This is a genomic window from Odoribacter sp. Z80, from assembly GCF_009935865.1.
Lineage (GTDB): Bacteria > Bacteroidota > Bacteroidia > Bacteroidales > Marinifilaceae > Odoribacter.
The window spans coordinates 167,571-181,223 of sequence record NZ_QWEL01000004.1; the positions used below are offsets into that span (position 1 = coordinate 167,571).

The following is a 13,653-nucleotide window of genomic DNA, read 5'->3' on the forward strand; positions in this document are numbered from 1 at the left end:
TCCTTCTTAAAAAAACTCCTAAACAATTCTGGCTAAAGGCTCCAGGGTAATAAAAAACTTTTCATAATATATTATTTATTCACCATATTATGTTCTGTTTTTTAACTTCGTTTTTCTTCTTATTTAGAATCACTCTAATTTATATCTTCACTTAATTTAACAATATAGGACATTTGAAAACATTTTTTAACCACCTTCAATTCTCTTTCCGCCTGCTTTAACGTTTTAAAAGTCCGGATCAAATAAAGATATTTTCCACTCCGTCTGATACGTTGTAAATCAGGATGCTGGAGATAGAGTTCAGAATTAAGGGCCAAAGGTTCTTCAGATTCGGCTATGACAATACCATAAGCATCGGAAGCGGCATTTCTCCCTCCACCGAAATCAAAAACAGACAAATTCACAAATCTTTTGGGATTCTGTCTGAATTCGGACAACAGTTTATTTAAATTGTTACTGACAGCAGTCAGATTATAATACAATTCCTCATCATTCACCACCTCTCCCAATGTTCCTTTTCCCCGGTTGATTTTAGTCACAATAGAATCCGTCTGGAGCAGTATATTGTTCAGACTGCGGATGGTATAATTGAGATTTATTTCTCTCAGGGAATCGCTGATGGAAGTAACATTGCTCAGACTGCGGGCAATTTCGGAATTATTGTTTTCCAGGTTTTCAGTAATGCTGTGGATATTTTCCAAAATACGGGAAATCTGGCCCGATTCATTGGATAGCAAAAGATTTAAAGTGCCGGAAGCATTTTCCATATTATTCAATGTTCTGCTTACACTTTTCAGGGAACCGTGAATGTTGCCGTTAGCATCTTCACTGAAAATCTCCTGCAAGGCCATCAGGACAGTATCCAGGGACACCATCACATTCTCAGCTCTTTTCTTTAGAGGCTCCAGCTGTTTGTTCAACTGTTCCATCAACCCCAATTCCAATTGAGTCCGCAGAGTATCTCCGCTCTGGGCATAATCCAAGGCATCGCCGGGAATCAGATTAATGGCTTTCGACCCCATCAGATCGGCATTCTGAATTGCAGCAACGGTATTGGAAGGTATCTCCAATTTTTTCCCCACGGAAAACTGCACCAGAACCTTGTCGAAATGTTCTCCGGTAAAATTTATGGCATTCACCTGTCCGACGCTGTAACCGCGATAAATAACACTACTGGAAACTTTCAAACCATCCACCCGGTCGTAAATTCCATAAAAAATATTATTCCGGTCAAACAACGCCCTGGCTTTTAGGAAGTTGATTCCCCAAATCAGGATAACCACCGCTGCAATAGCCGTCAATGCAAGTTTTACTTCTCTTTTGATATGTATCATAATTCTAAACTATTTTCGGGTTTGTTCCAACTTTTTTGCCTCAGCCACAGAGATGGCCTTTCCATCATAAATACCGATAATAAAGCAATCTTTGACTTTATTCTTTATTTTCGAAAAGCTTTTCTTCACCTCCTCCAGTTCCGCTCCCGGCCTGACATAATAGCGATAACGCCCGCCAGAAACCAATTCCCCTACTTTTTCTCCGGGACATAGGCGGGAAACATCTTTTACTTTAGCAGTAGCGGAAGCCACCTGAACCGCATATTGAAGTGAAGCAGTACTCCGGGGCTCCGGCATCTTTACCGGAGCTTGTTCCGGAGGAGTATTTTTTTCTGTCTTTTTCTCCACCAAAATGACATCCTCCTGTTTCTCAACCTTCATCTTATATTTCTGAATAGCCTTGAATATGGCGGTCGCAATTTTATTCTGTCCGGTTTGGGTAAGCAAATACCTTTCTTCTTCGGGATTAGAAATAAATCCTGCCTCTATCAATATGGCGGGCATAGCCGCTTTGACCAACACAATATACCCCGCCTGACGCACTCCCCGGTCCGACCGCTTGGTGGCTGCCACCATTTCTTCCTGTACCAGTGCCGCCAACTCAAGGCTTTTTTCCAAATAAAGGTTTTGCATCAGGCTAAACATGATATACGATTCGGGGCGCGAAGGGTCAAAGCCGGCATATTTGGTGGAATAATCTTCCTCGTACTTGATTACGGAGTTTTCCTTCATGGCCACCGCCAGGTTTTCTTTCGTGCGGTGCAGCCCCAGCACATAAGTCTCCAAGCCATGGGGAGAGCGCAGTTCGTTGGAATTGATGTGTATGGAAATGAACAGGTCCGCATGATGATTATTGGCAATTTGCCCCCTTTGGGAAAGGTCAATCAACACATCGGTTTTCCGGGTATAAACTACTTTTATCTCCGGATATGCCTGTTCTATCAACTTTCCCACCTTGAGGGCCAGTTTCAGAACAATATCTTTTTCCCGGGACTGCAATCCGCAGGCTCCGGGGTCAGAGCCCCCATGTCCTGCATCAATACAAATGCATTTTAATTTATTTACTTCTGTCTGTCCCACGGATGTTCCCACAGTAAATATTGTAAACATAATAAGCAATATTTCTGCAAATCCGCATTTAATTATCATGATATTTAAAACTTTTTAAAAAGAATGATGGCTATTAACAATCAATATTTCTTACATTTGCACTCCGAATTCAGGAAGCGGAATGCATTTATTCATCACAAAAATAGTATAATAAATTGCAACTAAGAGCATATACACTTCAATTTCTCACGATATCTATCATTTTTATAATGGTGGCATGCTCTGTCGCATCGCATTCTTCACAGGGAAAAAAGGAAATAGAAACAGTCTCCCCTCTCCCGCAAAAAACGGGAAAAGACTCACTTCCGAAGGAATATGTGGCTATTGACAGCCTTAAAACCAGGAATTTACCGGACAAAGATACTTTCCAAAAGACAAATGACACTTTATCGGCAGTATCACCGTCCAGCCAACAGGATTCCTTTGCTGCAGCCGACAGCCTGACAGACAAAGCCGCTCTTTTAACCGATTCAACGGTTTTATCTTCCGACAGTACGGCCATGTCGCAAGACAGTACGGCCGCATCCAAGCCCATGTTTACGGACATCATCACTTACAGAGCCGACGATTCCGTCAAATTTTCCATTCTGGAGAAAAAAATGTTTTTATATAAAAACGCTTTCATCAAATATTTATCCACCGAACTAACAGCCGATTACATCGAACTGGACATGGCCAATAACATTGCCTATGCTTCAGGAGTGGCGGATTCAAGCGGAGTATTGCAAGGGAAGCCCAAGTTCAAAGACCGCAACCAGGAATTTGAAAGCCTTGACCTAAAATACAACTTCAAAACCGGCAAAGGGGTGATCAAGGAAATCATCACTCAACAAGGCGAAGGATATGTACAGGGAAAACTCACGAAAAAAATGACAGACTCTTTGTATTGTGTGAAAAACGGCCTGTACACCACCTGCGACCAACACGACCATCCTCATTTTTACATCCGGATGAACAAAGCCATACTGATCAAAGACAAAAAAGTCATCTCAGGGTTTGCCAATCTTAATATTGAGGGAGTACCCTTGCCCTTAGCCATCCCGTTCGGGTTCTTCCCCATTACCAAAAAAGGGACTTCCGGCATTCTGATGCCCACCTACGGAGAAGAAAAAATGAGGGGTTTCAACTTACGTAACGGAGGGTACTACTGGTTTATCAGTGATTATGTAGACCTGGCCCTGACAGGGACCATTTACACCAACGGTTCGTGGGGACTTGATGCCGGATCGAATTACCGGAAGCGTTATAAATTTACCGGTCAATTCAATTTCAGCATGAGCCGGAACCACACCAGCGAGAAAGGAACTCCGGACTACACCGAGTCCAAAGACTGGTCGGTGCGCTGGAACCACAATCAGGACCCGAAAGCCAATCCCTACACTACTTTTTCTGCTTCGGTGGATATGTCCTCCGCCAGCAACAATTACTACAATTCCACCAATATCAACGATATTGCCAACCAACGGAAGCAATCCAGCATTTCCTGGAGTAAAAAATGGCCGGACAAGCCTTTCAACCTGACAGCCAGCTTTACCCACAACCAAAACAGCCGGGACACTTCCATCTCGCTTTCTTTGCCGAACGTAAATTTCCGCGTATCGCAAATCTATCCTTTACGGCGAAAAGAAAGAGTGGGTAAAATCAAATGGTATGAGAATATCGGTTTCACCTATAACGCAGAATTACGCAACAGCATACAGACCAAAGAATCCGAACTGGGAGAATCTTTCAAGCACATGGCCCGGGACTGGAACAATGGCTTCAAACACTCTATTCCGTTGAGTACAAGCATCAACATTGCCAAAGACCTCTCCCTGACCCCTTCCATCAATTACAATGGAGTTGCCTACCTCAGTTCCATCCGGCGGGGAAACTGGGTTACAGACTCCACCGTAGCCGGTTACGGGTATACTCCCATAGACACGATTTACGGTTTACATTACGCCCACAATTACAACACGAGCGTGGGCCTGTCCTACAACCCGACCATTTACGGAATGTTTCAGTTTAAACCGGACAGCAAGGTCTTTGCCATCCGCCATGTGATTCGCCCCAGTGCAAGCATCACCTATACCCCCAACCTCGGTGTGGACCCGGATAAATACTATAAGACTTATCTGGACCGTAACGGCAAACCGGTTCGTTATTCCATCTTTGACGGCAAAACTTACGGGACGCCGACAGGATCCACCCGCTCCCAGCAAACGGGTACCCTGAACCTGAGTGTGGATAATAATGTGGAGATGAAAGTCCGTAATGACAAGGATACCACCGGTAAAGAGGAATTTAAAAAAGTAAAACTGCTGGAAAGTTTCCGCATTCAGAGCAGTTACAACATTTTTGCCGATTCCATGCGCTGGTCCATGATTCAGCTTTCTGCCCGGACCAAAGTCTTTAACAACAAGGTGAACATCAACCTGTCGGGCACCCTGGATCCTTACGCCATCAGTCCCTCGGCCGTGAGATACAACAAATATCACGGAGGCGTCGGACGACTGACCCGCGTAACCGCCTCTTCGGGCATTCAGTTTTCGTCCGATAACGGGAAAAAGAAAATGGAAAAAAACGACCGGCTGAACGGACATTACGATGAATATATGGATTTTGAAGTTCCCTGGAGCATCAGCCTGGACTATACATTTAATTACAGCAAGAACTATGCTCCCAACCCGGCAGCAAATGCCACACGTCCCATCACGAACACCACCATTTCCCAAATGGTCCGCATCAATGGCGATTTTTCACTGACTCCCCGGTGGAAGTTAGGGTACAGTACGGGATATGACTTCCAGCAAAAAGAAGTAACTGCCACCAGTTTCAATATTACCCGCGACCTGCATTGCTGGGAAATGACTTTTTCCTGCATTCCGTTCGGTACCCATCAATCTTATAATTTTCAAATCAATGTGCGTTCCAGTCTGCTCCAGGACCTGAAATTAACCAAAAAAGATTCCTGGTATGACAGGCGGTAACCGGAAAGCCTCCAACTCAAAAACAAGCCATGACAGCAAAAACGATTTTAAGTTTTTTCCTTTTATTTTCCACCATCACCTTTTCCGCACAGGCGCAGTTTGATAAATATTTCCAACCGAAAACCCTGCGGTTTGATTATTACCATTGCGGAAATCACCAGGAGGAAGAATATTACTTTGACGAATTAAAAGAAGAACCCTACTGGGGCGGCTCCCTCCGCTCGCTGATTGACACAACCGGATACGGCAACCAGTTTTTCAGGATCATCGACCAAGCCAGCGGGAAAGAAATATATTCCCGGGGATTCTGTACTTTATTCAACGAATGGCAAACCACAGAAGAGGCCAAAACAATACGGAAGGCAATGCCCGAATCGGTGGTCTTCCCTTTCCCAAAAAATCCGGTACGCCTTGAATTGTATGCCCGTAACCACAAAGGAAAACTGGAAAAGAAATGGGCCCAGGACATCGACCCGCAATCCTGTTTCATCCGGAAATTTACCCCCCGCTATGAAACGATGGAAATCGCATATTCCGGCACCCCTTCCCAGCGGGTGGACATTGTCCTGATCCCGGAAGGCTACACTTCAAACGAAAAAGAGAAGTTTACAGCCGCCTGCGAAAATTTTGCCAAAGCATTTTTCAGCTATTCCCCTTACCGGGAACACCGCGAGCATTTTAACATCCGCGCTGTGTGGGCTCCGTCCCGGGAGTCGGGGGTTACCCTTCCCGGCGAGCATGTGTGGCGGAATACGGCAGCCAAAGCCCAGTTCTACACCTTTAATTCCGAACGCTACCAAATGGTAGAAGACTTCCAGGGACTCAGGGACATTGCCGCCCATGCACCCTATGATTATATCTATGTACTTTCCAATACACAGAAATACGGAGGAGGAGGTATTTTTAATTTCTACGGAATCAGTGCGGCCCATCATCCCACCAGCTCCGACAAAATCTATGTTCATGAATTCGGACACCTCCTGCTCGGATTGGGAGACGAATATGCGGGCAATGTGTCCTACAACGATATGTATCCTCCACACGTCGAACCCTGGGAAGCAAATCTCACCACCCTGACCTATTTCGACCGGAAAGAATGGAAAAAGATGATAGATAAAAATACCCCGGTCCCGACGCCGGCAACACCGGAATATGCCAACCGGACAGGCGTCTTTGAAGGAGGAGGATATACCAGCAAAGGAGTCTACCGTCCTTATCAGACTTGTCTGATGCGGGAGTTCAGCACCGACCGGTTCTGTCCGGTATGCACACAGGCTATTGTAAAATACATCCGTTTTTTGTGCCAATAACCGGAAAATTGATTATTTTCGACCGTTCAGAATTCCAATCACAAACAATGCTGGCAGAGCATCAGATTTTACAGAACCGCTCATACAAAGGCCTCTATGAGTGCTGGATATGTTAACGACATATTCTCTTCGTCCTTATTGCTATCTTTTGTCTTATTGTCATAAAACTTATTTCTATGAAATACTGGAATTTATTTCTATCGCTACTCCTATGTTATAGCCTGAACGCACAGAACATCAAAGAGAAATACAAACTGGCCGACGAATACTGGCACAAATACCACTCCAAATACTACAACGGAGACATCACTCCCCACTGGATCGGGGACACTCATTTCTTTTGGTATAGAACAACCGATGCCGGCGGGACTACTTTTATCCTGGCAGACGCGGATAAAAAAACAAAACAACCGGCCTTCAATCACCAGGCCCTGGCCCAAGCATTAGCAACAGCAACCGCACAAGAGACAGATGCCCGCCATCTGCCTTTCGGAGAGATTACCTTTACAGGAGATTTGGATGCAATCAGCTTTAGCTGGAAAGGAGTGGTATACACTTATTCCCGTAAAAAAAATAAAATCACCGGCCGGAAACCGGAAGAACCACGAAGAGGCAACGGTTATTGGGGTGGCGTTGACCAGGAAAACCGGAAAGGAAGCACCCTCTCTCCGGATAGGAAAAAAGAAGCCTACATCAACGAAGGCAATCTTTTTGTCAAAGACCTGGAATCCGGAAAAGTCACCCGGCTCAGTCAGGACGGCTCCCCGGGTGAATATTATTCGTCGCGGATATACTGGTCGCCGGACTCCCGCCAGATTGCATGCTGTAAATACCGTCCGGCGTGGGTCAGAAAACTGCGGACCGTCGTATCATCTCCCCAGGACCGGCTGCAACCCGGTATGGAAGAAAGAGATTACATCAAGCCCGGAGACGCCCTGCCCATAAAAAAACCGGTACTATTCATCGTGTCCGAAGGCCGGCAGATCGCCATTGACTTCCCCGGGGCAGAAGACCAGTTCAGTGTCGGCAACATCCGCTGGAGTCCGGACAGCGAATATTTTACCTTCGATTACAATAAACGGGGACATCAGGAATACATCGTCTACAAAGCCAGTGGACATACCCCGCAAGCCCAGGTATTGATTAAGGAACAGATGCCTACTTTCATCCATTACGGTCGTCTATACCGCCATGACCTGCAAAAACAAAAAGAAATCCTGTGGATTTCCGAACGGGACGGCTGGCGGCACCTTTATCTTTACGATGCCGGCCGGGGTCTTGTAAAACGCCAGTTAACCCAGGGCGAATGGATTGTCAAAAATGTCCTCCATGTAGATGAATCCACCAGGACCCTTTATTTCACGGGGTGCGGAAAAACTCCCGGAGAGGACCCCTATCTGGAGAAACTGTACAGCCTGAACATAGACAGCAGGAAAATAAAATGCCTGACGCCTGAAAACGGCAACCACCGAATTACTTTCTCTCCGGATTACAGCTATTTCACCGACTGCTGGTCGCGGGTGGACTGCCCGCCGGTGATTGTCGTAAAAAATACGGCAGACGGGAGCATCCGTATGCCTTTGGAAAAAGCGGACATCAGCAAAATGTTAGCTGAGGGATGGCGCATGCCTGAAGTATTCTGTGCCAAAGGACGGGACAACGAAACCGACATTTGGGGCGTGATTGTCCGGCCGACGGATTTCGATCCCCACAAAAAATATCCTGTCATCGAATACATTTACGCCGGTCCTCACGATTCCTTTGTCCCGAAATCTTTTTCCATCTCACCGGTAGATGCAGCTTTAGCCCAGCTGGGTTTCATCGTCGTACAGATAGACGGCATGGGAACGGCCAACCGCTCAAAGAAATTCCATGATATATGCTGGAAAAACCTCAAGGACGCAGGTTTCCCCGACCGGATTGCGTGGCTGAAAGCAGCCGCGGCCAAATATCCGGAAATAGACATCAGCCGGGTAGGGATTTACGGCTGTTCGGCAGGCGGACAAAACGCCCTGGGAGCCGTACTCTTCCACCCCGACTTCTATAAAGCAAGTGTTGCTGCCTGCGGTTGTCACGACAACCGGATGGACAAAATCTGGTGGAACGAACAATGGATGGGTTTTCCCGTAGGAAAGGAATACGAAGAATGTTCGAACGTCACGAACGCCCATAAACTGAAAGGCCGCCTGATGCTGATTCTCGGAGAATTAGACGACAATGTCGACCCCTCCTCCACCCTGCAGGTAGTGAATGCCCTGATCCAGGCAAATAAAGAATTTGAATTCGTCATGCTGCCCAACCAGCGCCACACCATGGGCGGCACTTACGGCGAAAGGAAACGGCGCGACTTCTTTATAAAACATCTGCAAGGGCTCAATCCTCCGGATTGGAATATGGATTAATACAACTTTGTCCATTCATACCCATTGCCTGTAAAATCCATATAACGGATAAAATCTTCCGTTCTTATGGCTAAAGAAGCCCGGTTGTCATTCGGATGAAATGACAGCTTCCGGGCTTCTTTCAGATTCTCATCCAGAAACACATACACATGATGTCCCGTATCATTCAACAACCCGAAAGGACTCACGGAACCCGGTTTCAACCCAAGATACTTCTCCATTCGCCGCTCCGATGCAAAACTCAATTTGCCTTGCTTCAATCTCTGTTCCAGTTCGTGCACAGCCAGACTCCGCTCACAATGGAAAATAACCAGATAATGCTGATTTCCTTTATGATTCCGCAAAAACAGATTTTTACAATGGGTACTGTCCACATGATTACAATATTGCATGGCCAGTTCTATGGTCGGTGCTGCGGGATGTTCCAGGTAATCATATCCTATCCCCAATTCTTTTAAAACATCATAAACTTTGTCTTGTCCTCTCATAATCTGTTCTTACAAAATACCTATATTTTCAATTCCCCGTATTTTTTCCCCTGCCATCCGTCCCTTTCCCGCAAGCGTTTCTCCAACTTAGCCACAAACTCAAAATTTTTTATGCCCCACCGGGGAGCAATCAGATACTCTTCGGGAGCCTGGTTAACAAACCGCTCCAGGTAAATATCCGGACGGATATGTTCAATGACATCCACCACAACATCCAGATACTCATCCAAAGTATAAAGCCGGAAAGCAGCCGGATTACTCAAATACTCGTCAGCCATAGCGGTTTCCCGGATAATCTGAAGCTGGTGCAGTTTCAGCACATCCACAGGCAACTCGCTCAGCCGGACTGCCCCCGACAACATGGACTGCCGGCTCTCTCCGGGCAAACCGAGAATCAGATGCGCTCCGATGTGGATTCCCCGTCCGGCCGTCATCCGGATAGCCCTCTCGGCATCCTCAAAAGAATGTCTCCGGTTAATCCTGTCCAAAACCGCATCATTGGCAGACTCCACCCCATATTCGATACACACGTGGCAACGGCGGGCCAGTTCTCCGACATAATCCAGAATTTCCTCATTCACGGCATCCGGCCGCGTACCAATCACCAGGCCTACAATATCCGGGCAGGCCAATGCCTCTTCATACTTCCGGCGCAGAACTTCCAGCGGCGCATACGTATTGGAATAGGCCTGGAAATAAGCCAGGTACTTCTGTCCCTGATATTTCCCGGCAAAAAAACGACGGCCTTCTTCTATCTGCTCCCGGATTCCGGACGAAGCCCGGCAATAGTCCGGATTGAAACTCTTATTATTGCAAAAAGTACATCCGCCGGTTCCCTTTACCCCATCCCGGTTAGGACAGGTAAACCCTCCGTCGATAGACAACTTCTGTACCCGTTCGCGAAACAAGGTTTTGAAGAAGGCAGGATAATCCCTGTACCTTTTCCTGATATCCGTATCACTCATTTTCTGAATTTAAACAGATCACAAAAATACAGATTTATTTTTCTTCCCGAAACGAAGCCATTCATAACATTTTGCCGCATGATGCACCCGGCGAAAAAAAAGCACAAGCGCCCCATTGCTTCCGAGAGTGCCGGAAAAAGAAAGCATCCGCTAAAAACCGGCACCGGATTTTCTATATTCAAGAGAAAAACGTATATTTGCAAACCTGAAAAAAAAACAGCCTTCGGGTGTCATTCTTTTCAGGCCCAGTACAAAAATCAATATAACCAATTCCCTGCAACAGGGATATAATTCAAATAAATAAAAATATGAGCACTAAGTACGTTTACACATTCGGAGACGGAAAAGCCGAAGGTAAAGCAGACATGAAAAATCTGCTGGGCGGTAAAGGCGCCAACCTGGCAGAAATGAACCTCATCGGTCTGCCTGTACCTGCAGGTTTCACCATCACTACTGAAGTTTGTACCATCTACAACCAGCAAGGAAAAGAAGCTGTTGTCAAATTGATAGAAAACGACGTCAAAGCCGGTATCGCACACATGGAAAAAATCATGAATGCAAAATTCGGTTCCAAAGGCGAAGCTTTCCCGTTGATGGTATCTGTACGTTCTGGTGCCCGTGTTTCCATGCCGGGTATGATGGACACCGTCCTGAACTTAGGATTGAATGACGATGCCGTAAAACTGCTGGCAGAAAAATCAGGCAATGCCCGTTTCGCATGGGACTCTTACCGCCGTTTCATCCAGATGTACGGCGATGTAGTCATGGGTGTGGCTGCCGGAAAAGGCGAACACAACCCGTTTGAAGCTGAAATCGACAAACTGAAAGAAATTAAAAACATCAAACAAGATACCGAATTCACGGTAGAGGATTTGCAGGTATTGGTTGAAAACTTCAAGAAAGTGGTTAAAACCAAAACCGGTAAGGATTTCCCGACCTGTCCGTGGGAACAGTTGTGGGGAGCCATCTGTGCCGTATTTGATTCATGGATGACTGAACGTGCCGTTCTGTACCGCCAGTTGAATCAAATTCCGGAAGAATGGGGTACCGCAGTAAACGTACAGTCTATGGTCTATGGTAACATGGGCGAAAATTCTGCTACGGGTGTGGCTTTCAGCCGTGATGCCGCTACGGGAGAAGATATTTTCAACGGGGAGTATCTGATCAACGCACAGGGAGAAGACGTTGTGGCCGGTATCCGCACACCGCAGGAAATCACCGTCGAAGGTTCACGCCGTTGGGCTAAATTACAGGGTGTTTCCGAAGAGGAACGCGCAGCCAAATATCCGTCACTGGAAGAAGCCATGCCGGAAGCTTACGCTGCATTGAATGCCGTACAGGAAAAACTGGAAGACCATTTCCGCGATATGCAGGATATGGAGTTCACCATCCAGGACGGAAAACTGTGGATGCTCCAGACCCGTAACGGCAAACGTACCGGCGCCGCCATGGTAAAAATGGCAGTGGACATGCTGAACCAGGGCATGATTGACGAAAAAACGGCTTTGTTGCGCCAGGAACCTGCCAAACTGGACGAATTGCTCCACCCCGTATTCAATAAAGAAGCTCTGAAAAAAGCCCACACCATCACCAAAGGTCTTCCGGCTTCTCCGGGTGCTGCCTGCGGCCGTGTCGTATTCTTCGCCGACGAAGCGGAAGAATGGAAAAACAGGGGAGAAAAAGTCGTATTGGTCCGTCTGGAAACCTCGCCCGAAGACTTGCGCGGTATGAACGTTGCCGAAGGTATCCTGACCGCCCGCGGAGGTATGACCTCCCACGCTGCCGTCGTTGCCCGCGGTATGGGTAAATGCTGCGTTTCCGGTGCCGGCGACATCATCGTAGACTATGCAAAACGCAATTTCAATGTAAACGGAACCGTAATCAAGGAAGGCGACTGGATTTCACTGAACGGGTCCACCGGCGAAGTATATCTGGGCAAAGTAGAAACAGAAGACGCAACCCTGGACAAGGACTTCACCACCATCATGAACTTGGCGGAAAAATATACGCGCATGTTTGTACGCACCAATGCAGACACTCCGAAAGACGCCCGCAAAGCACGTGACTTCGGTGCTAAAGGCGTAGGCCTTTGCCGTACGGAACACATGTTCTTCGAAGGCCACCGTATCGACGCCATGCGTGAAATGATCCTTTCCGAAACCGTAGAAGGACGGCGTGACGCCCTGAACAAAATCCTGCCGATGCAGAGAGGCGACTTTGAAGGCATCCTGGAAGCCATGAACGGATTGGGCGTAACCATCCGTCTGCTCGACCCTCCTTTGCATGAATTCACACCGAACGAACCGGCCTCACAACAATATATGGCCCAGAAATTAGGCATGCCGGTTGAACGCATCAAAGAAAAAGTGGATGCCCTCCACGAATTCAACCCGATGTTAGGCCACCGCGGCTGCCGTTTGGGAGTTACCTATCCGGAAATCACCGAAATGCAGGCACGCGCCATCATCGAAGCCGCCTGCAACCTGAAACAACGTGGTCTGGACCCCCATCCGGAAATCATGGTTCCGTTGGTAGGCACCATCAAAGAACTGAAACAACAGGCTGAAATCATCCGCCGGGTAGCCGCACAGGTGTTTGAAGAAAAAGGTGTGAAAGTAGAATACAAAGTGGGAACCATGATCGAAATCCCGCGTGCAGCCATTACGGCCGACCAGATTGCTGAAGTAGCTGAATTCTTCTCTTTCGGTACGAACGACCTGACGCAGATGACATTCGGCTACTCCCGTGACGACGCCGGCAAATTCCTGCCGGAATACATCCGCAAAGGCATCCTGAAAACCGACCCGTTTGCTGTTCTCGACCAGGAAGGTGTAGGCCGTCTGGTGGAAATGGGTGTTAAACTGGGACGCAAGACCAATCCGGACCTGAAAGTAGGTATCTGCGGCGAACACGGAGGAGAACCTTCATCTGTTATCTTCTGCGATTCCGTGGGCATGAACTACGTGAGCTGCTCACCGTTCCGCGTGCCCATCGCCCGCGTAGCTGCGGCGCAGGCTGCCATCATGCACGCCGGCAAGTAATAAGCATTTATTACAAGCTTAAATAATCAGA

The 13,653-nt window shown here is 47.2% G+C and carries 8 protein-coding genes; 4 read left to right on the plus strand and 4 right to left on the minus strand.

Annotated elements, in window-relative coordinates:
* Positions 1-134: 134 nt before the first annotated feature.
* Together D1136_RS05775 and D1136_RS05780 are read right to left on the minus strand one after the other, a co-directional pair.
* Positions 135-1,334 carry an MlaD family protein gene (locus D1136_RS05775; protein WP_202623070.1) on the minus strand — a complete coding sequence of 400 codons (1,200 nt, stop codon included), beginning with the start codon at positions 1,332-1,334 and terminating at the stop codon, positions 135-137.
* Positions 1,335-1,343: 9 nt separating this feature from the next.
* Positions 1,344-2,444: an N-acetylmuramoyl-L-alanine amidase gene (locus D1136_RS05780; protein ID WP_237566998.1), complete on the minus strand. Its 1,101-nt coding sequence runs from the start codon at positions 2,442-2,444 to the stop codon at positions 1,344-1,346.
* A 209-nt stretch (positions 2,445-2,653) separates the two neighbouring features.
* On the opposite strand from D1136_RS05780, the gene D1136_RS05785 reads away from it, so the two are divergent.
* From D1136_RS05785 to D1136_RS05795, 3 genes are all read left to right on the plus strand, one after another.
* Positions 2,654-5,416: a putative LPS assembly protein LptD gene (locus D1136_RS05785; RefSeq protein WP_202623071.1), complete on the plus strand. Its 2,763-nt coding sequence runs from the start codon at positions 2,654-2,656 to the stop codon at positions 5,414-5,416.
* Positions 5,417-5,445: 29 nt separating this feature from the next.
* Entirely contained in the window at positions 5,446-6,726 is a 1,281-nt protein-coding gene (locus tag D1136_RS05790) for a M64 family metallopeptidase (protein WP_161876673.1), read from the plus strand.
* A gap of 176 nt (positions 6,727-6,902) precedes the next feature.
* A complete protein-coding gene (locus D1136_RS05795; protein WP_161876674.1) occupies positions 6,903-9,128 on the plus strand; it encodes a S9 family peptidase in 2,226 nt (741 codons plus the stop codon).
* On the opposite strand, the gene D1136_RS05800 is transcribed toward D1136_RS05795, so the two are convergent.
* Positions 9,125-9,616 carry a prolyl-tRNA synthetase associated domain-containing protein gene (locus D1136_RS05800; protein WP_161876675.1) on the minus strand — a complete coding sequence of 164 codons (492 nt, stop codon included), beginning with the start codon at positions 9,614-9,616 and terminating at the stop codon, positions 9,125-9,127. The two genes, D1136_RS05795 and D1136_RS05800, sit on opposite strands and share 4 nt — an antisense overlap.
* A 20-nt stretch (positions 9,617-9,636) precedes the next feature.
* On the minus strand, positions 9,637-10,581 hold the full coding sequence (locus D1136_RS05805; RefSeq protein WP_161876676.1) for a TIGR01212 family radical SAM protein: 945 nt from the start codon (positions 10,579-10,581) through the stop codon (positions 9,637-9,639).
* A 308-nt stretch (positions 10,582-10,889) separates the two neighbouring features.
* On the opposite strand from D1136_RS05805, the gene ppdK reads away from it, so the two are divergent.
* Positions 10,890-13,622, plus strand: coding sequence for a pyruvate, phosphate dikinase (gene ppdK, locus D1136_RS05810; RefSeq protein WP_161876677.1), 2,733 nt, complete (start codon positions 10,890-10,892; stop codon positions 13,620-13,622).
* Positions 13,623-13,653: the final 31 nt, after the last annotated feature.